We start from the raw sequence: 21495 nt of genomic DNA, 5'->3' as shown, positions 1-21495 counted from the left end.
TGCAAGAGATCTACTTCTGTTTTCAATATGTTGCGTGGTATTGAGGAAGAGTTATGGTAACCGTGGTTCCTTTTCCCTCTTGACTTTCAATTTGAATACTTCCCTGGTGTTCTTGGATGATCTTAAAGCTGACCATTAATCCGATCCCTGTCCCTTTTTCTTTCGTGGAATAAAAAGGCTCAAACAAATTCTTAAATCGATGTTCTGGAATTCCGCATCCATAGTCAATGATCCGAACAATAATCCTGTGGTTATCATTTGTGGTGGCTTCTACCCTGATTACTCCACCTTCTTCAGTGGCTTCGATCGCATTCTTAATAACGTTAATAAATACTTGTTTTAGCTTGTTTTTATCACAATAGACTGAAGGTAGCTCTCTATCAATATTAGGAATAATGACGGCATTATGAAGAATGGCTTGGCTATTCATCAGCTGGATCATTTGCGATAATAATTCATCAATACGCTCAGGCTGAAATAATATCGACTGTGGCTTAGATAGAGCTAAAAATTCGTTAATGATGTCTTCGATTCGTTCAAACTCAGACCTCATAATGGAAAAGTATTCAGGTTTGCTTAGTCCTATTTCTAGTAATTGTATAAAGCCCTTAATAGAAGTCAACGGATTTCGTATCTCATGCGCTACACCTGCGGCTAGCTGCCCTGCCAGCTCTAATTTCTCAGACTTAAGGAGGTACTCCTCTGCCATTCTTTTCTCTGAAATATCTTTAAAGGCCACTACTCCCCCAGAAATCCTTCCATTTTCCCATATGGGGGAACTTACATATTCAGCAGGAAAACTTGTCCCGTCTTTACGAAAAAAGAGTTCATCGGTTACATAGCGAATCTTATCATCAAAAAGAGAAGGACGCAGTGAATTTCCAAATGCATGTCTAAGCGATTTCCCAATAAGTTCAGCTTCTTCAAATCCAAGTAAAGTGGCTCCTGCTGGGTTGACAAAGATGATATTCTCCTCTAAGTCGACTCCGAAAATACCGTCGCCAGCAGAGTGAAGAATAAGCTCCTTTTGCCTTTTAAGCTGTTCGATTTCTTCTTGTCGATGCTTGATCTCGGTTACGTCCTGAATTGTTCCAATGAAACGAGTACTTACTCCTGGATTGCTTTGTACAACTTTTCCCATTTGGCTTACCCAGCGAACCTGGCCATCTGCACGAATGATTCGATGCTCTACACGGTACGTTTTTTCTTCTTGAAGAGGGGATCCAAAGACTTGATTCACGGTTGCAAGATCTTCTGGGTATAGATGCTGATAAAATAAGTCTGGGGAGACCTTGATCTGGTTTTGGGTGTAACCATAAATACAGTAGACCTGGTCCGACCATTCGAGTACCCCGGTCTCAAGATCTAAATCCCAGCTTCCCATTCCAGAAACTTTTTGGGCAAGAGTAAGACTTTCTTCTTTTTTGAGAAGGGCTCCCTGCATTTTTTTTCGTGTAGAAATGTCTCGACTTACGGATAAGACATATTCTAAGCTGCCGGACTTATCTAAGACGGGTATAAAAGTAGCCTCTAGAGTCAGATAGTGGCCAAATTGATGCTGATAACGTAGCTCAAGTGATATTGGGGTCTTGGTTTGGAGCATACGTATAAATTGTTCTTGTGTATGGGCCCTATCCTCATGATGAACTAATTGCTGATTGGCGTTCCCTTCCAGTATTTCCGGACTATAGCCCAAGACGGTTTGGTAGGAAGGAGATGCATATTTTACACGCCCTTCAGCATCAAGAATCCCTATTAAGTCCGTCATGTTATTGGCAATAAGCTGATAGTTATCTTGAGCCAATTTTTGTTGGTGTATATCTCGAGAAGTTACCTGAATTTGAATAATGTCGCCCGTTTCACCCAAAACAGGGTTGGTAATGGTCTCCAGCCAGATGTATTCTCCGTTCTTCTTTTTACTTCGATAAACACAACGTGATGAATTGCCGCTAAGAGATTGGGCTCTACACTCAAGGACAGTCATGAGGTCTTCTTCATGAACGGCTTCTACTACAGATAGCTCGATATATTCTTGCTGGGTATATCCTAGAATCTTTTCGCAAGCGGGGCTTACAAAGATGGTTTCGCCATCAGGCCCATACAGTGCAACAATATCGCTGGAGTTTTCCGTAAGTAGACGGTACAGTGCTTCCTGATTCCTGAGGTCATCTTCTGCTTTTTTCCTGTCCGTAATGTCTCTAAAAAGAGTCAGAACGGCCGGACTACCCTCGTACTCCATCTGCATGGAGGTGATCTCAGTAAAAATGATTCTCCCGTCAGATTGTAACAGCCTTTTTTCAACAAGCGGCAAATCTTGGTCAGTTTTGAGTTGTGCCATCCTCTCAATTGAATGACCTCTCTCATCTGGATGGATAAAACCATAAACGTTTTTCCCTATAAGATCGTTCGGTTGGGCTTTTACGATTTGAAAGGCTGCCTTATTTGCGAAGAGGATAATTCCATCTCGGTGAACTACAATTCCCTCCGGTGAAAGTTCAACTAATTTACGATATCTCTCTTCGCTTTTCCTCAGCTCTTCATCTACCCTCATTTTGTCTGACAGATGACCTTGCTTACGCTGGATCATAAGTCAAACCCTTCCTTAGCTCAACCATATTCATACTTATCATCACTCTCACTCGTAGTCATTCTAGAAGTAGTATACCATAGGAATCTATTAACGAAAAAAGGAGGGGCATCCAATTACTTAACCTTCTCGGATTTCGGCGATACTGCGGCCCCCAAGAAGACATGAATCATGGTTAATGCTCCAAGTGTCTTAAATCCATATTTTTAATAAATGGGTTCAACCTTCTTATTGATGGGAAAGACCCATAGCTCATTGGTAGCATCCATACTTTCGTATTATACTTGAAAAGGAGCACGATACACCACAAAGAATCCTGTAGAAGCTTGTTGGATAATGACGAAAAAATTGTTTTGAACTAGGACTTTTTTCCTTGTATGATATTAGGTAATATTACATATGAATCTCTGGGGAGAGATAAAAAATGTACCGAAAAAAATGGGACAGGGGAAGGGCAACATTGGATAGTCTTCAAGCAGAAATCGATCGCCTAAGAGAACTTATGTATGCAGCATCCGCTAGGACGGGTTCATTAACCCATCAGAAGGTGGTAGAAATTAGTCAAGTGATTGATGAACGAATCCTGGAATACCAAAGATTGAAAGTGAAATCTATGCATAAAAAAGAAATCATCTAGAAAAGAGCCTCCGTTGTGGAGGCTCTTTTATTGAGACCTGATTAAATCCCTGCGGTCCGTGGCTTGTGGCGGCTGTTCAAGCCACTTCCGATCAACCATAATATTAAACCCTTCCTTTCCATAGAGTATAATTTCCAAGATCAGTTTGCTATAGTGAGCCGCCAAATCAGCCCTCATAGACATGGATAATGCGTGTCCGATTAGTGTGATATCAAGCGAATTGAGGGCGTGGAAAAGTCCTACGATCAGCTTGTCGGAAAATGGAGAAGTTGTAGAATCCGTCAGTTCCATCGTGATGGGAACCGTTCCTAGAAGATCCTCATTCATGAGAAGTTCATTAAAGAGCTTGACTTGCTTATCACAAATGTCTTTTCCTCTTTGGATGTATTTTTTTATCTCCTTGTCTTTGACCACTTGAAGTAATCCTAGACAAAATACGGTGGCAAAGTAGTTCCGCTCAATGTTTAAAAAGATCTCCGACAGCTCCAATGCGTTCAGAGGTCTTTTTTTTCCGATATAACCCAAGAGCAGGGATTCATTTTGAACAAACTCTATTTTCCTAGGATAGTTAATCATCGGGGCTCGATCATAAATTCCAATTGAAATCATAAGCGAAGTTGAATCATTATAAAGCTCATTAGCGTGTTGCAAGCATTGAGTAAAAAGCGTCCGAACATCTTCCCGTCCCACACTTGAAGTGGTAAAGGAATATGAGATCATCTCCATCCTACTCATGATATAAACAAAGCTCAAGGCGTAAGGATCATGAAATAAAGGGGGAGCACTTAGATCAACATCCTCTGTGGTAAAGCCAACAGGTATAGGAATATTCTCGAAATGAAAGATTTCTCTGATTTGTACTAAATGTGTTTCGGAATAACTCAATGCCTTTTGGATAACTACCTTTAACTGCTCATCTTGGAGATGATGTAAAAAATATCTTAGGAAGCAAACAGACATGGTATCTTGTATATAATGCTTCCAGAGCCCTCCAAGCTCCGCACTGGATAGCCGTGTAGTTTTTTCAGACATGGTTACCCTCCTCTAAATAGCATATTTCTTAGTATGCAGCATCTGGAAAAGTTCATCCATTAATAAACTAACAAACGATCGGAAAATGATGAAATGGTGGACAGGCTTTAACTTTCAAGAGTCCACCTCCAAAATGGAAATAGCTCTGCCCTAAAGGATGGGTTCCCTTTATTGGCAGAGCTATTATTCACCATGGTTTCCTTATAATTTAAAATCTACCCCGATACTGTCCACTCTTCCTACTTCTCTTATGTAGGCAGCAACCGCTTGGTGTTCGGCATTTGACACATAGGCTTCAAGGGCAGCTTCGTTTTCAAAGCGTACGCTTAAAACAACTTGATATTCTTTGCTTCTTTCTGCAAAGTTGAGGCCAGCTTGAATTTCAACGATACCTGTAAGATGATCCTTTAACGCTTTGAAACGGTTGATAACCTCTTGTAATTGCTCGTTTGTAGTTTCATCAGAAAACTTGACTAGGACAATTCGATTAATCATGGAGTGGCCCCTCTTTTCTACTTTTCTAGGATAATGTATTTCAGTGACTATTGTAGCTTATAATAGTGAACAATACAAAGAGGGGCTTCTTCAAGAAGCCCCTCTTACCAGTCCTTGGATTAAACTAGGAATCCAGGACGAGCGATAATCACGAGCAAGATGTAGAGTACGAGAATGAACGCTAGGCCTCCACCTAACAATCCAGCCCCACCAGCAAAAGGTACACCCATCTTGAACTGCCCCCTTTCCTTAGTGATTACTATATTCTATGAGAAATCGGATGACTTGCTTGGATTTCAGCCTAGGAAAACAGCCCAGATTAGGCGGCTAGTCCAAGAGGCCTCCTTATAGTTGCTTGGAAATAGGAAAAGGGGCTGCCTGATAGCACCCCTTTTCCTTCAGCCGCCTAGATTAGTAGAAGAATCCAGGACGAGCAATGATAACAAGCAAGATATAGAGAACAAGAATGAACGCCAATCCGCCACCCAATCCAGCTACTGCACTCATGTTGTTTCCTCCTTTCGTTCCAACTTACTTCATTATATTAAGATTGGAGGATTTTGCTTGTTCTGTTGCCTAGTAACTAGAAATTCTGTGCCCTCGATTAATATAGGAATCCAGGACGAGCAATAATCACTAGCAAGATATAAAGCACGAGGATGAACGCCAGGCCACCACCTAAACCAACTCCACCAGCGTAAGGTACACCCATCTTGATCTTCCCCCTTTCTCATTGGTTACTTTATTCTATGAGATAACTCCAGATTTGCCTGTATGAATGCCTAGAGTAGGAGCTTTAGGTAGATGCCTAGCAATTTTTTAGCCAAACAAAAGAGAACCCCAACTTGAGGTCCCCTTTTTCTCGAGTTTAATTAAGCAATAAACCCGGGTCTAGCAATGATCACGAGCAAGATATAGAGTACGAGAATGAACGCCAGGCCTCCACCTAACAATCCAGCCCCACCAGCGAAAGGTACACCCATAATGATCTGCCTCCTTTCTCAGTGATTACTATAATCTATGAGAGTTAGAAGAACTTGATTGTACGGATGCCTAGGAATGCAGAAAAAAATCGAACTCAGAAAAGCCCCTGGCACGATTGTGCAGGGGCAATATTATATACCAGAGGGCACGGTAGAAGCAAGATTAATACAGCTTTCCTTGCCTGTGAAGAACGGTCGATAGCTTCATGACAGCATGAATATAACAGTTCTGGCGCAGCGAATATGGATCTCCAAAGTACTGAGGCAGGATGGTGTCCAAGGTTGTCTGCATTTTTTGAAAAAGGAGCCGAAAAACTTCATCTTCTGAGTAAAACTGTGTTTCACGCCCTTGCAACCATTCAAAATAAGAAACGATGACACCACCCGCATTGGCCAGAATATCCGGTATGACGATGATCCCCTTATCATTTAATATCTTGTCGGCGTCCCCTGTTACTGGTGCGTTCGCTCCTTCTACAAGGATTCTTGCTTGAATCTTATCTACATTGTCTTTGTGGACTTGATCCTCCAGAGCGGCCAGAATCAGAACGTCAGTTTCTAGATAAAGGACCTCCTCACGGTCGAGAATACTTGCTTTAACTCCACAGATGCCCAATTGCTCTTCTGTTACAGGAAGGTCTCCCCTGTTGCCTGTAGCAAAATCCAAAAGGGTGGGAATGTCTAATCCCTCTTCATTGTAGAGGGTTACATTTCGGTCGCTTACCGCAATAACCTTCGTATGTAAATGGTTATCCTGATAAGCTTCAAGTGCAGCAATAGAGCCTACATTGCCAAAGCCCTGTACCGCGATTTTCAGAAGACGATCCTTATGGGCTAATGCGGTTTGGGCGAAAATGTTTTCTTTTCCATCTAGCCACTTACTCTGCTCCTCGAGAAAGTCATGCAGCATATAGCGAAATGTAAAATATACGCCCTTTCCTGTGGCTTCCCGACGTCCTAGGGAACCTCCGTTTACTACACTCTTTCCGGTAAAGCTACCCCTATATGGCTTTCCAGGACGGATGCTTTTGTATTCTGCCGTCATCCAATCCATTTCCCGATCCCCTGTCCCCACATCTGGTGCAGGAATATCCTTATCTGGACCTAAACTATCACTGAAATATTGAACATATTTTGTACTGATTAGATGCAATTCCTTGACTGAATAGTCTCTTGGATTAATGGCCACGCCACCTTTTCCCCCTCCAAATGGAACATCGTGAAGGGCATTCTTCAAGGTCATTAACGCTGCAAGATTCGTTACTTCCTCCTCATTGACAGATTCGTGGAAGCGAATCCCTCCTTTATAAGGGCCAAGGGTGTTATTATGCTGAACGCGATAAGCTGGAATCCGAACGACATTTCCGTTTTCCAAAGGTATCCGCAAGAACGCTTTGTGAATTTGGTTTGGGGTAGAAAGAATGGCTGCTAAAGAAGTAAAAGCCTGGATCCGGCTATTTCCCTGAACCTCTGGTAAAAAAGATGGATCCTCGAGTAGCGCATCTAACGAACGTTGAACGATTGCGCCTGTTTGACTTGCCATTAATATCTCTTCCTTTCCGTCAATACTTATTTTCCTTTTATGGTAACCATCATACGGGTAAAAAAAAATGGACTTGCTGAAAAGCAAGTCCAAGGTTTATTTCTAAGGGGGTCAAATTGATTAATTACATCATAACGGCTTTATGTTACAGGAATGTTACTTGATCTTTAAAATTTAGTTAAGGTTAAAGCCTTGCTAGAATTAGTCGGTCCCCCCCGGGTGTTTAACGCATTTCAGCCTCTAATTCCAACTCTTTACACCGCAATTTGAACCACTTGCCTCTAAATTATGTCAAACATTCAAAAACTTATTATAATTGGAGTAATTACAAGTATAGAGAAAATAAAATTCAAGGAGGATGTAATGAAAACGAAAAACAGATGGCTCATTGCTTTATCTGCTATTGCTATTCACATTTCAATCGGTGCTGCATACGCTTACAGTGTTTATAAAAAGCCGTTGGTTGAAACAATGGGTTGGTCAGAAACTGATGTTACTCTGGCTTTTACAATAATGATGGCGCTTGCAGGAATGTCTGCGGCGATCTTCGGGAAGTTTGTAGAGAGACAAGGCCCAAGAAACTCCGCTTTATTCGCTGCCTTGTTATTCGGTTTGGGTCAAGTCGGTTCTGGTTTTGCTGTTGCTATAGACTCCTCAATGTTATTCTTGCTTACCTACGGTTTATTAAGTGGACTCGGTCTTGGTATCGGTTACATTGCGCCGGTTTCTACACTTGTTAAATGGTTCCCCGATCGTAGAGGTTTAGCGACAGGGATGGCTGTACTTGGTTTTGGTTCCGGGGCTCTTGCCACTGCTCCTCTCGCAGCCAATTTGATTGTATCTGTAGGTATTACGAACACTTTTTATATTTTAGGTGTTTGCTATATTACATTAATGGTATTGGGTGCTACCTACATTGCCCCCCCTAAAGAAGGCTGGATGCCTGAGGGATTAAAGAAGGCCATTGCATCTGGTGAAAGGATAGTTTTAAAGGATCTACGTCAAATGACTTCCAAAGAAGCAGTAAAAACGAAGCATTTTTGGATGCTTTGGGCCATGATGCTTATGAACACCAGTGCAGGTATCATGATGATTTCTGTCGCTTCACCCATGGCTCAAGATGTTGTAGGATTATCTGCAGCAGCTGCTGCAACGATGGTAGGTATTATGGGGATCTTCAACGGCGGAGGACGACTTGGCTGGGCAGCAGCCTCTGATTACATTGGTCGCCATAACATTTACTTAATTTTCTTTATCATTCAAATAATAGCATTTGCAACTCTGCCGATCACGACCAATGTACTTCTGTTCCAAGTCTTAATATTCCTTGTTGTAAGCTGTTATGGCGGTGGCTTCTCTAATCTTCCTGCTTTTATCGGAGATTTATTTGGCACGAAACAACTAGGAGCGATTCACGGATATCTCTTAACCACTTGGTCCCTTGGCGGAATCATTGGGCCGATGCTAGTCAGTAACATTAAAGCTTCAACTGGCAGCTACATTCCCGTATTTTATGTTTTCTTGGGACTGATTGCCTTGGCTTTTGTCATATCAATCTTCCTACGTGCAGATATCAAGAGATTGCGTAACCAGCAACAGCAGAAAGAAGGAGTTGCTTAAGAATCGAAAAAGGATGAACCCTCGTAGGAGGAGTTCATCCTTTTTTTTACATTAAGATTTGGCTCCGTCTGCTTCCTTCGTGATTTCCCAATAGATCATTCTGTTCTGTGTCAGGTACTTCTTCATCCCAAGCTTTTCTAGAACCTTAATCGAGGGAATATTATGATCGTAGCAGACAGCGATCACTCTTCTCGTCTCTTTGGTAGCAAAGGCCCACTGGATCAATCTCCTACTTGCTTCTGTTGCGTATCCTTTTTCCTGTGCTTGTGAAATAATATTGCAGCCCATTTCTACTGTGCCGTCAGGTGAGGGCTTTTGGAAAAAGCCCATATCCCCGATAATACGTTTGTCTTTTTTCCTGACAGCAAACCACGGACCCCAGCCTATAGTGCTGGGGTCAAGGGCGGCTTGGTTCACGTAGTGGTCTATATGATCTCCTAAGGGGTAAGCATTCAACCTTCGTATTTTCTCTATGACTTGTTTGGTGCAAGGGTATAAGTAAAGCCTTTTGGTCTTAATCATGGACTCCCACCCTCCTACTCCTGCTAATCTAGAATATTAAGGGTTAAGTAGGAAGGTGCTCGTTTAGAAACTGTGACAGGACGATCCACGCATCCTCAGAGGCCTGCCGGTGGTAGTTCCGATGACCTTTAAGGAAGAAGCCGTGTCCGGCTTCAGGATAAAGTCTATACTCTGCTTTTTTGCCCCTTGTCTGAAGGGCTGTATAGAAATCGATGGTTTCTTGAGCATCGAAAATGATATCTTCCTCGCCGTGAATAAGAAGCATAGGCATGGTAACCTGGTTCACTAGATCTATCGGTGAGGCCGGTTTTTTGTCATTAAGAGGATAATAAGCTTGTCCATAGAAGGATACTGACATCTTCAACTCTTCAATATGAGCACCGGCGATCATAGCGATGCTGCCACCGCGACAGACGCCAATTAAGCCAATATGTTGAGCATTCACCTGATCCTGTTGCTTAAGAAAATCGATGGCTTCTCGAATTCCCATTACGATCTTCCGATCGGCAGGATCCTTCTCTTCCGTTTGCCATCCATGGGCCAATACCATATAACCTTGTAAAGCAAGTCGCTGGGCGAAGAGCACATCCATCTCCTGCAGACCGTAGATGCCGTGAATTGTAATGATCGACGGAAAGCAACCGGGCGAGGTAGGCTTGCAAAGTACTGAGTGAAACGAACCATATTTTACCTGACTGGTTTGGACATTTTGTTGAATCAACCGTCTCATCTCCTTTTTGGTTATAATAGAGAATTGAAAAAAGCAGCCAGCTTCTCAACAGAAGATGACTGCTTGGTTATGTAGGTATTGGTGGCGGTGATAGGAGTCGAACCTACGACCTACCGGGTATGAACCGGGCGCTCTAGCCAGCTGAGCTACACCGCCGCCAAGAAATTATGATGGCGCGCTCGGAGGGAGTCGAACCCCCATTGCCAGAACCGGAATCTGGCGTCCTATCCATTGAACGACGAGCGCGTAATATGGGGCGATCGATGGGACTTGAACCCACGAGTGCCGGAGCCACAATCCGGTGCGTTAACCCCTTCGCCACGACCGCCATATTTTCTGCGACAAGATTAAATTTAACATATGGATTAATATTAAGCAATGGTTATTGTTGGTATTTAGCTGAAAAAATTTATGGGGCTGTAAGACTACATTCTATTTTTGCAAAACTTCTGTATTCTTGATGACTCTAGGACGGGTCACTTTATACCACTGATGACAAAAAATGACCATGAGGGCCAAATCAATCAGGTCTCCCCCGTAATACATGATCATAGCGCCGCGCTCAGCCTCCTCCACGGAGACACCCAGCGGGGGATGTGCATAAATATACTTGGCTAGTATGCCATGTGCGGCTAAAGCGATAACCAGCACAACGGAGCGGTAAACAAAACTCCTTGGATGTGGTTTAGGATCCAAAGTGATCATTGAAGCTGTGAAAAAATAACCAGCAAGCCATACATGAAGGTGCACGAGCTCATATAGCACCGTATGATGATGCATGTGCGCATACAGGCTCGTTGTATAGAGCAGCCAAAGTCCACCTATATTAAGTATGGAGGCGGTTACCGGGTCGCTAATCAAACCGAATGCCCTACTTTTCATCAACCGAGTAAGTTGCCGAGCCCAGGGGGCGGGAATCGTGCGCAAGGCAAGGGTTACAGGTCTAGATAAGACCATGAGAAGAGGGGCGAGCATCCCCAGTAGTAAATGACCCCACATGTGCGTGACAAAACCGGTATGAGGCTTAACCGCAAAAACCGCACAAAGGATACCTAACAAACAATATATGCTCCGATAAATTGGCCACTGAGTTATCCTTGCCGCAAATAGGTATAGTAACCCACCTAGTACTAAAATAGTGACCAAAATCATAAATGCCGCTCTCCCTTTTGGCGTAGGACTAGCAACGTACCTGCGAGGATCATAGCTGCAGCTAGGAGGTTCCACGCAACATCATAGGGAAGAACATTCACATCGTAACGAATCTGATGAATTCTCATAAGCTTGTGTTGAATAATGCCATCATAAAGTTGGAAAACTCCTCCTCCAAGCAGAAAGCCTCCCCACCATTTCTTCAGTCGAAGGGTTTGTCTGCGGCGAAGATCAGCAAACATAAACAGACCTGCAACGGTGGCGAACCAACTGAAGGCGTGGAATAACCCATCCGATACCAGTCCAACCGCAGTGGTCGATTTATCATAAAAGTGATGCCAATGCAGGAGCTGATGAAACACCATTTCGTCAATAAAAGCTACGAAACCCACACCGAACAAGATTCCTGACCAAAGATTGCGAGACGACAAACCCAAGGACTTCACCTCCATAACTAGTCCTCCATCATTTTATCCAGTAAAGCAATGAAAAAAACCCACCTCTTAGAGGCGGGCGAAATGATGTTATTTTTTTATCGGACTGCCGCCTCCAACGAAGCGGAATTCCCAATGTCGGTTAACGATAGAATCGATGCGTACACCGCCTGAATCCTTGGAATAGGTGTGAAGAACCTTCCCATCTCCCATATAGATCCCGGAGTGTCCGATGCTATCGCGGTTAGTGGTATAATTAGATTTGCTCGTTCCACGGTAAGGCATGAAGAACATGAGGTCCCCTTTCTCCAGGTCCTTCCAATTGGTCTTGATTTTTGCCCCTGTACTTTTCAGGTATTTAAATTGGGACGTAGCGCCGCCTCTACCCATATCGAGGCCCACGGCGTCCAGGTACACCTGGCGAGTAAAATCGGAACAATCAAAGGTTTTGGTATTGCTGCGACTAGAGCCATATTCATAGGGCGTACCCAGGTATTTTAAGCCTGCTTTAATTAGTTTATCTTGTACATTACTAGGAGTCGTACTCTTTGCAGGGCTAGGAGCAGGACTACTCGTGCTTTGAGTGCTGGCGTAGCTTCGAAGTCCTACAAAGTTATTTTTTACGACGGAATCATTCGTTGAAAGTACTTTTACACTCCCGTAAGGTTTATAGGCGACAGCGATTTTATTGTTGCCTAAGTACACACCTGATGCAGTTAGATTAGAAGCGCTGGTTCCAAAAAAGGCCACGTCTCCTGCTTTTAGATTAGATACCGAAACGGGGGTTCCTTGGCGATAAAGCTCACTGAGGGTTTTGGATGAAGATATCCCCACTCCCTTTAGAGTATGATGAATAAAGTCCCCAGCTGTATGTTGGCTTAAGGAATGTCCTATGTATTTCTGGGCGGATGCGGCGATTTGATTCGATGTAGCGGCGGATGCTGAGCTAAAGGAGCTAAAAACAATACTCCCGGCAAGTAGTAGACTTAAGATTTTTAGTTTTTTCATAGTTGTAGCTCCTTGGATGTAAAATTTTTTGGATTTCCTTGTCCTCGGCCTGTCCAACTTGAACAACCCTTGACCCCATAAACATGTAGGTTGGGATCACTTTTACATATTTCCTAGAAATTTACTTCACTTCTAGTTGCTAAAAAGTCTACCAAAGATCCTATAGGCTATCAATAATTTTGGAGAATTACCACAATTTACTAGAATAGTAGCACACAAAAAAGATAGCCGACATGGGCTACCTTTTAACTATACATATTGCAATTCTTTCCCAAACCATTGGAGCTTTTCTCTTAATCTGACCACTTCCCCCACTACAATGATGACAGGGGACTTAAAATTTACTTTTGCTGCTTCAGCGGCAATGTTCCAGAGCTCTCCCGTAAGCACCTCTTGCTGATCCATCGTTCCCCAGCGTATGAGCGCCACAGGTGTATCAAAGGATCTTCCATGTCTCATGAGCTGTTCTTGAATATGAGGGAGATTACTCATTCCCATATAGAACACGAGGGTATCGACCCCTTGTGCTAGTTTTCCCCAGTCAATCTCAGGGGCCTCTTGATCCGTACGACGGTGCCCCGTCACGAAGGTGACGGAAGCGGAATAGTTCCGGTGTGTGACAGGAATGCCTGCATAAAGCGGTGCGGCAATGCCAGAGGTTACTCCAGGAACCATTTCAAAGGGAATCTGATGGTCTGTACAGAATTCCGCTTCCTCACCTACGCGCCCAAAAATGCTCGGGTCTCCTCCCTTTAAACGTACAACAATGCGTCCTTTTTGTGCATGCTCTACAAGAATCTGATTGATTTCTTCCTGCGGTATGGTATGAAAATCTTTACGCTTGCCACAATCAATAAGTTCCGCATGAGAAGGAGCATAGTTCAGAAGCTCTTGATTCAGTAGCCGATCATACACAATTACGTCTGCTTTCTGAAGGCACTCCATCCCCTTGACCGTGATGAGTTTCGGATCTCCTGGTCCTGCTCCTACAAAGTAAACGATTCCGCTCATTAGACAAGCACCTCCACTTTTTTTATTTCTGTTTCTTTTTCTTTCTCTTGATGCAGTGGAGCTACGCGTACCGCACAGGCCTTGAATTCCGGCATGCGGCATTGAGGATCTAGCTGAGGCAAAGTCAACCGGTTGATACAGCTCTCCCCACCCCAATGAAATGGAACAAACACCGTATCTTCTCGAATTCCAGCCGTCATTTTTACAGTAAGAATGATTTCTCCCCGGCGGGAACGTACGCGAGCTTTGCCTTTATCGACTAATCCAATTTTTTCCGCAGTATGGGGATGAATTTCGAGATAAGGCTCACTTACTTTATTAAGTTCTGGCGTTAATCTCGTTTGCACGCCGGTTTGGTAGTGCATCATCATTCGGCCGGTGGTCAGCGTAAGCGGGTAGTCGTCATTGATCTGTTCTTTCGGAAACTGATGAGGAACCGCAATAACTCTCGCTTTGCCATTTGGGTGATAAAATCTCCCGTTCGTAAACAACCGGGGAGTTCCCGATTGGGAAGTAGAAGTACAAGGCCAGAACAGGCCTTTATTCTGCTTGATTCGCTTATACGTGATACCTGAATAGTCGGCCACCCCGCCTTTGGTTGCTTTTCGTAATTCTTCAAAGATCTGTTCCGTGCTTCGGTAAGTGAAATATTTTCCTTTTCCAAGCATAGCGGCGATCTCGCTTAGAATTTTTATATCTGATCTAGCACCGTCAGGCAGTTCCTTAATGGCTTTTCGGAGGATGACACGACCTTCAAGATTAGTCATCGTACCATCCTCTTCTAAGTAGGTGGATCCGGGTAGAACCAAATCGGCTAAAGCAGCGGTTTCGGACATCAAATAGTCGATTACGACCAGAAAGTCAAGCTTTTGCAGGGCTGACTCTATCAAACTGGCATTCGGGTTGGAAACTACGGGATTAGAGCCAAGTACAATTAAGCCGCGAATCTCCCGTTTGTCCATCAACTCAAACATCTCATAGGCTGAAACCCCTTTTCCAGGTATAGAAGATTCTTCGACCCCCCATACTTGAGCAATGTGTTCCCGGTCTTGGGGATTCTCAATGAGACGATAGCCTGGCAGTTGATCCGCCTTTTGTCCATGCTCGCGTCCTCCTTGCCCATTTCCTTGGCCCGTGATGGCACCATATCCGCACCCCACTTTTCCAATTTTGCCTGTTAACAGCACGAGGTTAATGAAATTTCGAACATTCATAACCCCGCTAGCATGCTGCTCTACTCCCCTTGCGGTAAATACCATACCCGTATTGGCTTTACCGTACATCCGTGCTGCTTCTCGAATCTGTTCGACGGCAACACCTGTTAGACAAGCCACTTCCTCTAAGTCTATCGAGCGAATATGAGCCAGCAATTCCGGAGCTCCATCCACGGATTTCTGAAGGAAGGTATGGTCAACATAGTCTTCTTCTACTATGACTTTGAGCAGACCATTGGCTAGCGCTGCATCCATCCCGGGCTTAACCTTAAGATGAAGGTCGGCAATCTTGGTAGTAGAGGTTTCTCTAGGGTCAATGACGATCATTTTACATCCTTGAGCTTTGGCCTTGCGAAAATAGGGCATCATGGTCGGTTGGCATTCAGCCACGTTCGTCCCGGCAAGGATGATACACTCCGCCAAGGGAATATCTTCAAGCGGATGGGTCATTCCGCGGTCAATGCCAAAAGCTTGATTGGCCGCCCCAGCTGCAGCGGACATGCAGAAGCGGCCATTATAATCAATATGCTTTGTCTGTAAGGCGACTCTGGCAAACTTGCCTAAAAGATAAGATTTTTCGTTGGTTAAAGCCCCGCTGCCATATACCCCTACGGCATCATTTCCATGTTGCACTTGAACAGAACCCATTTTTTTACGAAGCCACTCATAAGCTTTCTCCCAAGTGACAGGGGTCAACGTCTCACCGACTCTTAACAAGGGAGTACGCAGCCGTGATGAATGAAGCGCATGAGCATGGGCATAAACCCCTTTTGCACAGAGCTTGCCGTCTGATACCGGATCCCCTTTAAGCGGGGTCGCGTTGTAACGGCTGCGATGCACCGTTTTTTCTTCATGCAGATTCATTTTGCATTGCATGCTGCAGAACGGACACTGCGTCTCGTACTGATACTCTCTTCGTTTCTCATGCTCTAGCTGTCGGTACCCTTTTAAAAAGTCAGTCATCGTTACCCCTCCCGTTTTATATCACAATATAGACTCCTTGTTTCTCTACAGCAACATCAAATTTTTGGACGCAGCCGTGATCCGGTGCTTGAACCTTTCCATCTTGCAGCCCGATTTTCCAATCATGAAGGGGGCAGAATACATATTCGCCTGAAACAATCCCCTCTGCCAACGGGCCTTGCTTGTGAGGACAACGATTTTCAACGGCTCTAAAGCGATTTTCAGCTAATCGGAAAATAGCAATGGAATGTCCCTGTACCTCTACAACCTTCCCCACGTTTTCGATAAAATCATCCAACTCGCCGATTTTGATTTGGGTTTTTACTTGACTCATCTCTCTTCTCCCCCTATTGCGCTGTAATGGTCTCAAACATGCCACGGACTTGTTTTTCTTCTATTGCTTCCTTCCATGGATCCTTGACCACAGAAAGAGCTTCATCCATCCGAGCGATAAGCTCTTGACGCTTCTTGGCATCTGCTAATACCTGCTTAACGGGCTCAAGTCCCATACGCTCTACCCAGTGGGAGGTTCTTTCTAGATACTTGGCGGTTTCTCGATAATACTGCATGAAGGCAGCAGACCACTCCAGGACCTCCTCTTTCGTCTTTACTTTAACGAACAGATCGCCTCCGCGTAAATGAACGCCGCCGTTTCCACCTACATAGAGCTCCCATCCTCCGTCAACTCCTACCACACCGATATCCTTGATGCCGGACTCAGCGCAATTGCGTGGACAAGCGGACACAGCCATTTTTACCTTATGAGGAGTCCATAAGCCTTCGAATCGTTTTTCCATCTCGATTCCCATCCCAATTGAATCTTGCGTACCAAATCGGCAAAAGCTTTCTCCAACACAGGTTTTTACGGTACGCAATGCTTTGGCGTAAGCATGACCAGATGGCATATCCAAGTCTTCCCACATCTTCGGCAGGTCTTCTTTCTTGACGCCTAATAAGTCGATTCGCTGACCGCCTGTAATTTTCACCATCGGAACCTGATACTTATCAGCGACATCGGCAATTTTCCGAAGCTGATCAGGGTTGGTTACTCCTCCATAGATTCGAGGAACAACAGAATACGTTCCGTCGTTTTGGATATTGGCATGCAATCGTTCATTGACAAAACGAGAATGACGTTCGTCTTCGTGCTCCACCGGCCAAACCATGCCAAGGTAGTAATTTAAAGCGGGACGGCACTTCGAACAGCCTCCTTCTTGTTTCCACTCCAAAACATTCATGACTTCTTTGCTAGTGGTCAGTTGCATGGTGCGGATCGCTTCGACTACCTCGTCTCGGCTAAGGTCCGTACAGGAGCAAACGGGTTCCTTTTCTACGGCTTGAAACGCATCCCCTAAGGTGCATTGCAGCAACTCCTGGACTAAAGGCTTACATCCTCCGCAGGATCTTGATGCGCCTGTACAGCCTTTAATGGCTTCAACGGAATCCAAGCCTTTCTCTTGAATCGCCTGGACAATCGCATCCTTGGATACACCGTTGCATCCGCATATCAGCTCGTCACCCGCCATGCCCTCCACTTGGGATGCGGCAATTTTCTCTTCTCCTTGGCTTGCGGCAAACAGAGGTTTTAATTCAGTAGCGTCTGCCGAGTTTCGAATGAGCTGGAATAAGCGTGTTCCGTCCGTGGTATCCCCAAATAAAACGGCACCAACAATCGTATTTTCTCTTACTAATACCTTCTTATAAACACCGTTGAAGTCGTCCTGATAGCGGTAGGCTTTCGTATCGGGTTGATCCATAAACTCTCCTGCAGAGAATACATCTACCCCAGAGACCTTGAGCTTCGTGGATAAAACCGAACCTTCATAAGGCTTGGTTTCTACTCCGCAAATTCTTTTTGCTAACACAGCGCCTTGCTCATACAAGGGAGCAACTAATCCGTAGACGATCCCGCGATGTTCCGCACATTCACCAACGGCATAAATATTTTTGATATTGGTTTCAAGAAAATCATTCACGACAATTCCTCGGTTGACTTCGATTCCGTACTCTTTGGCTAATGCCACATTGGGTCGAATCCCCACCGCCATAACCACCAGGTCTGCCTCAACGTAAGTTCCATCCTTGAAGCGAATGCCTTCCACTCTCTCAGATCCGTACAATTCTTCGGTTTGTTTGCCCATGAGGAACTTCATTCCTTGGCTTTCAAGCTCCGCTTGAAGCAGTAAACTGGCTGTCGGGTCAAGCTGTCGTTCCATCAAATGGTCAAAAACATGAATGACCGATACATCCATCGAAAGATTCAACAATCCGCGGGCTGCTTCTAATCCTAATAATCCTCCTCCGATAACGGCAGCCTTCTTGTATTTTTTTGATGCTTCAATCATCATCTCACAGTCTTTTATATCTCGATACGATATAACTCCTGATAAGTTGGCACCTGGCAATGGAAGCATAAAAGGGTTCGATCCTGTGGCCAAGATTAAGTCATCATAAGGTTGAGCGATTCCTCCATCGGTATACACACATTGGTTTTCCGTATCGATACGGGTTACGGTTTGACCGGTGTGAAGCTGGATCTGATTGTCCTTGTACCAATCCCAGTCGTTAATCATAATATCTTCGAGCTTGGATTCACCTCCCAATACATAAGAAAGCTGAATCCGGTTATAGTTTGGATATGGCTCTGTTCCAAAAATCGTAATATCAAATACATCCCCTGAAAGCTTCAATATATGCTCGATAGAATTGACGCCTGCCATTCCATTACCCACTAAGACGAGTTTTCTCTTGCTCACCATGTTTGCCTCCTTGTTTCGATGTTTCAGATTAATTAGATCATAGTGAAAAAAGAACAAGGGATCCACAAGTGTGTTAGGTTACCTTACACGTATAATTCCAACCATTGTTTTGTGATAAACTATGAAATGGCAGGAATGAAAAGGAAAGAAGGTACAGCCTGTGAAACGACCATTGCCTAAAGAGGTCTATGAAACACTCTCTGAATTTCGATACCAGCTTCGAAAGTTTCTCCATTTTAGTGAAACAGCTGCACGCAATGAAGGACTTACCCCCCAACAGCATCAGCTAATGCTAGCGGTCAAAGGATATCCTGGTCGAGATTCCGTTACGCCCCGAGAACTGGCAGAACGGCTCCAAATTACCCACCATGCCTGCGTGGGTCTTATTGACCGATGTGAACAGCTTGGTCTTGTGATACGTAAGGCAAACCCTTCGGATGGGCGCAGCGTGCTTGTCGAGGTGACGACAGAAGGGTTGCAAATCCTCGAGCGACTGTCGGAAATTCATCTAGAGGAAATTAAGAGAATTGGTTTTCTGAAAGAAGTGTAAGAAATTCCTTTTCAGCAAATATTATTATTTGAATGAAAGGAATGGTGCTTGAAGATGGAATCGTTGAACTGTGATTTTTCTCCATTAAAAATACAGTTAAAGGAAGATCTGCAACAGCTTGTGAATCAGATACAGGAATGCTTAGATGAATTGGACAATGAAGAGTACTGCCTCCTAAGAAAATTCGAACAAATCAGGAGAGCTTTTGCACAAAATGAAGCAACAGCTTCATCCTTTTATCTGAACTGTTATCTGTCCCCGTTTACTGATAAATATGTGGATCTATCTATTACTCTCCAGAACTTGGCAGAACGCCGGCATGGAGCACTCATAGTCATTGAGAGGAGCGACTCCCTTGATGGCATCCTGCATTCTGGGACACCGATAGGTGCAACGTTGAGTCATTTTTTATTAGAGTCCATATTTGCTCCAGGAAGCCCGTTGCATGACGGAGCGGTCCTCATACGATCTAATCAGATTGTTTCGGCAGCCAATGTCCTGCCCCTCTCCAATGCAATGAGGGAGATGGAAAAACTAGGGACGCGTCATCGTGCTGCTTTAGGCTTAACGGAATGCAGCGATGCCCTCGTGCTTGTTGTATCAGAGGAAACGGGCAAAGCTTCTTTTGCCTTGAGTGGCAGACTTTATCCCATTGTTCCATTTGGATTTACTGAAGTGGATCTTAGCTCGGCGCAAGCGATGTCACAAGGTTCAATCCGCCTTTACAATTAATCTCCTCATAATGAACCATAGCCCAGACTCTTGCATAAGTTATTCTACCTAAGAATAAAGGGGTGCAAGATCTATGGAGTTAACTCTGGCTCATTGGTTTTATTTATTGGGTACTCTTCTGATCATTCTTACGATGCTGTTCCGAAAAAATGTAGTGGTTCCGGCCATTCTGGTCACTTTTGCTGTAGCCTGGTCTTTTACGGGTTCATTTATCACGGGATTGCAGTCTACATTCCGAGCGAGCTTAACCGCGGCGGGTGCATTATTTGATATCTTTCTCATAATCGCCGTCATGACCGCCCTTTTGAATTCGCTTAAATCCATCGAGGCGGATAAACGAATGATTATTCCGTTCCAGCGGGTTATGGTCAATGGGCACATTTCCTTCTGGATTCTCATTGTCAGCACCTACGCGATCTCGTTGTTTTTCTGGCCAACACCTGCCGTTCCTCTCGTTGGAGCGATTCTTATTCCTGTAGCCATTCGCGCAGGGCTGCCAGCCATTGGCGCTGGGATGGCCGTGGCGCTTGCAGGTCAAGGGATGGCTTTATCCTCCGATTATGTAATCCAAATCGCCCCGATGTTAAGTTCCACTACTTCCCACCTCGATGTAGCGGCTGTAGCAGACCGTGCATTAGTCCTTTCTTTAATTACGGGAATTGTGGCCATTGTGCTTGGTTACTTATCTATACGTAAAACGATTACCCCTCCATCGGATTCGAATCTGAAAAAATGGGATTTGGAATCCTCCTTCCCATCGCAAGGAAAGGTTGCTTCTTCTGAAAAAGGAAAATGGTTTGCCGTCATTGTTCCCCTTTCTTTTCTAGCGGTGGTCGGTTATATGGTATATGTAAAGTTTTTTGGGGAAGCTGCCATTCAAGGTGGTGCAGGTGCAGCACTCATTGGAGGTACCGCACTTTTACTGCTTATCGCTGCTTCTTTCACCCACCAGGTCAAGGAAGGCTTGGAAAATGTAAGCCATCATATCATAGAAGGTTTGCTATTTGCATTCAAAGCTATGGGTGCCGTGTTGCCGATTGCTGGATTCTTCTTTTTGGGTAACAACGAATCCGCCGGAAAAATATTAGGTCTGGAAGCTGAGGTACCTTCTTTCCTCTTTGAGCTCATCCAATCCGCGCATAACTTCATTCCAGGAAATGAATTTTTGACCGGGTTCGGCATCCTCCTTGTAGGGATGATTACCGGGCTAGATGGCTCAGGTTTTTCTGGCTTGCCTTTAACAGGAGCGCTTTCAGGAGCGCTAGGCTCTACTGTCGGAATTGATCCCGTTACCCTCGCGGCAATTGGCCAAATGGGTGCCATCTGGGTGGGAGGCGGAACCTTGATAGCCTGGTCCTCTCTAGTCGCGGTTGCCGGCTTTGCCAAGGTTCCTGTCATGGAACTTGTTCGCAAAAACTTTTTTCCGGTTGTAATCGGATTGGTTGTTTCGACGCTGTTTGCTCTGCTTTTCTTCTAATAGCTTCTAATAATTGGCCGCGGAGTGGATCCACTCCAGCGGTCTA

General features: G+C 44.5%; 20 protein-coding genes and 3 tRNA genes. 5 read left to right on the top strand and 18 right to left on the bottom strand.

Going from position 1 to position 21495, the window contains the following annotated elements; all coding sequences use genetic code 11:
* Positions 1-22 precede the first annotated feature (22 nt).
* Positions 23-2587 carry a PAS domain S-box protein gene (locus EIZ58_RS06025; protein ID WP_134699573.1) on the bottom strand — a complete coding sequence of 855 codons (2565 nt, stop codon included), beginning with the start codon at positions 2585-2587 and terminating at the stop codon, positions 23-25.
* Between the two features lie 424 nt (positions 2588-3011).
* Between EIZ58_RS06025 and EIZ58_RS06020 the strand changes: the two genes are divergently transcribed.
* Entirely contained in the window at positions 3012-3224 is a 213-nt protein-coding gene (locus EIZ58_RS06020) for an aspartyl-phosphate phosphatase Spo0E family protein (protein WP_134699572.1), read from the top strand.
* Positions 3225-3251: 27 nt separating this feature from the next.
* On the opposite strand, the gene EIZ58_RS06015 is transcribed toward EIZ58_RS06020, so the two are convergent.
* The 5 genes from EIZ58_RS06015 to EIZ58_RS05995 all read right to left on the bottom strand — a co-directional run bounded on the left by EIZ58_RS06015 (position 3252) and on the right by EIZ58_RS05995 (position 7277).
* Positions 3252-4256: a DUF3231 family protein gene (locus EIZ58_RS06015; RefSeq protein WP_134699571.1), complete on the bottom strand. Its 1005-nt coding sequence runs from the start codon at positions 4254-4256 to the stop codon at positions 3252-3254.
* A gap of 201 nt (positions 4257-4457) precedes the next feature.
* Complete coding sequence (locus tag EIZ58_RS06010) at positions 4458-4751, bottom strand: Dabb family protein (RefSeq protein WP_134699570.1); 294 nt, start codon at positions 4749-4751, stop codon at positions 4458-4460.
* Between the two features lie 411 nt (positions 4752-5162).
* Positions 5163-5258: a sporulation protein YjcZ gene (locus EIZ58_RS06005; protein ID WP_134699569.1), complete on the bottom strand. Its 96-nt coding sequence runs from the start codon at positions 5256-5258 to the stop codon at positions 5163-5165.
* A 97-nt stretch (positions 5259-5355) separates the two neighbouring features.
* A complete protein-coding gene (locus EIZ58_RS06000; protein WP_134699568.1) occupies positions 5356-5463 on the bottom strand; it encodes a sporulation protein YjcZ in 108 nt (35 codons plus the stop codon).
* Between the two features lie 434 nt (positions 5464-5897).
* The gene (locus EIZ58_RS05995; RefSeq protein ID WP_134699567.1) at positions 5898-7277 is read right to left on the bottom strand and encodes a Glu/Leu/Phe/Val family dehydrogenase; all 1380 of its coding nucleotides are present in this window, start codon (positions 7275-7277) and stop codon (positions 5898-5900) included.
* A gap of 363 nt (positions 7278-7640) precedes the next feature.
* Between EIZ58_RS05995 and EIZ58_RS05990 the strand changes: the two genes are divergently transcribed.
* A complete protein-coding gene (locus EIZ58_RS05990; RefSeq protein ID WP_134699566.1) occupies positions 7641-8897 on the top strand; it encodes an L-lactate MFS transporter in 1257 nt (418 codons plus the stop codon).
* 51 nt (positions 8898-8948) lie between these two features.
* Here the strand turns inward: EIZ58_RS05990 and EIZ58_RS05985 are convergent, their stop codons facing one another.
* The 12 genes from EIZ58_RS05985 to nirB all read right to left on the bottom strand — a co-directional run bounded on the left by EIZ58_RS05985 (position 8949) and on the right by nirB (position 18687).
* Complete coding sequence (locus EIZ58_RS05985) at positions 8949-9419, bottom strand: GNAT family N-acetyltransferase (protein WP_134699565.1); 471 nt, start codon at positions 9417-9419, stop codon at positions 8949-8951.
* 43 nt (positions 9420-9462) lie between these two features.
* Entirely contained in the window at positions 9463-10140 is a 678-nt protein-coding gene (locus EIZ58_RS05980) for a dienelactone hydrolase family protein (RefSeq protein ID WP_167577526.1), read from the bottom strand.
* Between the two features lie 88 nt (positions 10141-10228).
* A tRNA-Met gene (locus EIZ58_RS05975) sits at positions 10229-10305 on the bottom strand.
* Positions 10306-10320: 15 nt separating this feature from the next.
* Positions 10321-10395: transfer RNA gene (locus tag EIZ58_RS05970), tRNA-Arg, on the bottom strand.
* Between the two features lie 6 nt (positions 10396-10401).
* Positions 10402-10477, bottom strand: a tRNA-His gene (locus EIZ58_RS05965).
* 104 nt (positions 10478-10581) lie between these two features.
* A complete protein-coding gene (locus tag EIZ58_RS05960) occupies positions 10582-11301 on the bottom strand; it encodes a cytochrome c oxidase assembly protein (protein WP_134699563.1) in 720 nt (239 codons plus the stop codon).
* Positions 11298-11753 (bottom strand): DUF2243 domain-containing protein, encoded by a 456-nt coding sequence (locus EIZ58_RS05955; RefSeq protein ID WP_134699562.1) that lies wholly within the window; start codon positions 11751-11753, stop codon positions 11298-11300. Before EIZ58_RS05955 ends, EIZ58_RS05960 begins: the two co-directional genes overlap by 4 nt.
* Before the next feature lie 72 nt (positions 11754-11825).
* Positions 11826-12743, bottom strand: a complete 918-nt coding sequence (locus tag EIZ58_RS05950; RefSeq protein WP_134699561.1) for an NlpC/P60 family protein — start codon at positions 12741-12743, stop codon at positions 11826-11828.
* Positions 12744-12992: 249 nt separating this feature from the next.
* On the bottom strand, positions 12993-13754 hold the full coding sequence (gene cobA, locus EIZ58_RS05945; protein WP_134699560.1) for a uroporphyrinogen-III C-methyltransferase: 762 nt from the start codon (positions 13752-13754) through the stop codon (positions 12993-12995).
* Positions 13754-15931: an assimilatory nitrate reductase catalytic subunit NasC gene (gene nasC, locus EIZ58_RS05940; protein ID WP_134699559.1), complete on the bottom strand. Its 2178-nt coding sequence runs from the start codon at positions 15929-15931 to the stop codon at positions 13754-13756. The genes cobA and nasC overlap by 1 nt, the downstream gene beginning before the upstream one ends.
* 16 nt (positions 15932-15947) lie before the next feature.
* Positions 15948-16265 (bottom strand): nitrite reductase small subunit NirD, encoded by a 318-nt coding sequence (gene nirD, locus EIZ58_RS05935; protein ID WP_134699558.1) that lies wholly within the window; start codon positions 16263-16265, stop codon positions 15948-15950.
* A gap of 13 nt (positions 16266-16278) precedes the next feature.
* Positions 16279-18687 (bottom strand): nitrite reductase large subunit NirB, encoded by a 2409-nt coding sequence (nirB, locus tag EIZ58_RS05930; protein WP_240688958.1) that lies wholly within the window; start codon positions 18685-18687, stop codon positions 16279-16281.
* A 163-nt stretch (positions 18688-18850) separates the two neighbouring features.
* Between nirB and EIZ58_RS05925 the strand changes: the two genes are divergently transcribed.
* The 3 genes from EIZ58_RS05925 (at position 18851) to EIZ58_RS05915 (ending at position 21449) form a co-directional block, all read left to right on the top strand.
* Positions 18851-19240 carry a MarR family winged helix-turn-helix transcriptional regulator gene (locus tag EIZ58_RS05925; RefSeq protein WP_134699556.1) on the top strand — a complete coding sequence of 130 codons (390 nt, stop codon included), beginning with the start codon at positions 18851-18853 and terminating at the stop codon, positions 19238-19240.
* Positions 19241-19294: 54 nt separating this feature from the next.
* Positions 19295-19972: a sporulation-specific diadenylate cyclase CdaS gene (cdaS, locus tag EIZ58_RS05920; RefSeq protein ID WP_134699555.1), complete on the top strand. Its 678-nt coding sequence runs from the start codon at positions 19295-19297 to the stop codon at positions 19970-19972.
* Between the two features lie 73 nt (positions 19973-20045).
* Positions 20046-21449: a hypothetical protein gene (locus tag EIZ58_RS05915; protein WP_134699554.1), complete on the top strand. Its 1404-nt coding sequence runs from the start codon at positions 20046-20048 to the stop codon at positions 21447-21449.
* Positions 21450-21495: the final 46 nt, after the last annotated feature.

The organism is Ammoniphilus sp. YIM 78166 (assembly GCF_004522215.1).
Taxonomy (GTDB): domain Bacteria; phylum Bacillota; class Bacilli; order Aneurinibacillales; family RAOX-1; genus YIM-78166.
The sequence above is the reverse complement of the archived record's forward strand: the minus strand, read 5'-3'. Positions and strand labels throughout refer to the sequence as shown.

What these genes read in the sequence shown, in the direction of transcription:
- EIZ58_RS06025 (WP_134699573.1), bottom strand. Translation starts at nt 2,587, where the DNA reads ATGATCCAGCGTAAGCAAGGTCATCTGTCAGACAAAATGAGGGTAGAT.
- EIZ58_RS06020 (WP_134699572.1), top strand. Translation starts at nt 3,012, where the DNA reads ATGTACCGAAAAAAATGGGACAGGGGAAGGGCAACATTGGATAGTCTT.
- EIZ58_RS06015 (WP_134699571.1), bottom strand. Translation starts at nt 4,256, where the DNA reads ATGTCTGAAAAAACTACACGGCTATCCAGTGCGGAGCTTGGAGGGCTC.
- EIZ58_RS06010 (WP_134699570.1), bottom strand. Translation starts at nt 4,751, where the DNA reads ATGATTAATCGAATTGTCCTAGTCAAGTTTTCTGATGAAACTACAAAC.
- EIZ58_RS06005 (WP_134699569.1), bottom strand. Translation starts at nt 5,258, where the DNA reads ATGAGTGCAGTAGCTGGATTGGGTGGCGGATTGGCGTTCATTCTTGTT.
- EIZ58_RS06000 (WP_134699568.1), bottom strand. Translation starts at nt 5,463, where the DNA reads ATGGGTGTACCTTACGCTGGTGGAGTTGGTTTAGGTGGTGGCCTGGCG.
- EIZ58_RS05995 (WP_134699567.1), bottom strand. Translation starts at nt 7,277, where the DNA reads ATGGCAAGTCAAACAGGCGCAATCGTTCAACGTTCGTTAGATGCGCTA.
- EIZ58_RS05990 (WP_134699566.1), top strand. Translation starts at nt 7,641, where the DNA reads ATGAAAACGAAAAACAGATGGCTCATTGCTTTATCTGCTATTGCTATT.
- EIZ58_RS05985 (WP_134699565.1), bottom strand. Translation starts at nt 9,419, where the DNA reads ATGATTAAGACCAAAAGGCTTTACTTATACCCTTGCACCAAACAAGTC.
- EIZ58_RS05960 (WP_134699563.1), bottom strand. Translation starts at nt 11,301, where the DNA reads ATGATTTTGGTCACTATTTTAGTACTAGGTGGGTTACTATACCTATTT.
- EIZ58_RS05955 (WP_134699562.1), bottom strand. Translation starts at nt 11,753, where the DNA reads ATGGAGGTGAAGTCCTTGGGTTTGTCGTCTCGCAATCTTTGGTCAGGA.
- EIZ58_RS05950 (WP_134699561.1), bottom strand. Translation starts at nt 12,743, where the DNA reads ATGAAAAAACTAAAAATCTTAAGTCTACTACTTGCCGGGAGTATTGTT.
- cobA (WP_134699560.1), bottom strand. Translation starts at nt 13,754, where the DNA reads ATGAGCGGAATCGTTTACTTTGTAGGAGCAGGACCAGGAGATCCGAAA.
- nasC (WP_134699559.1), bottom strand. Translation starts at nt 15,931, where the DNA reads ATGACTGACTTTTTAAAAGGGTACCGACAGCTAGAGCATGAGAAACGA.
- nirD (WP_134699558.1), bottom strand. Translation starts at nt 16,265, where the DNA reads ATGAGTCAAGTAAAAACCCAAATCAAAATCGGCGAGTTGGATGATTTT.
- cdaS (WP_134699555.1), top strand. Translation starts at nt 19,295, where the DNA reads ATGGAATCGTTGAACTGTGATTTTTCTCCATTAAAAATACAGTTAAAG.
- EIZ58_RS05915 (WP_134699554.1), top strand. Translation starts at nt 20,046, where the DNA reads ATGGAGTTAACTCTGGCTCATTGGTTTTATTTATTGGGTACTCTTCTG.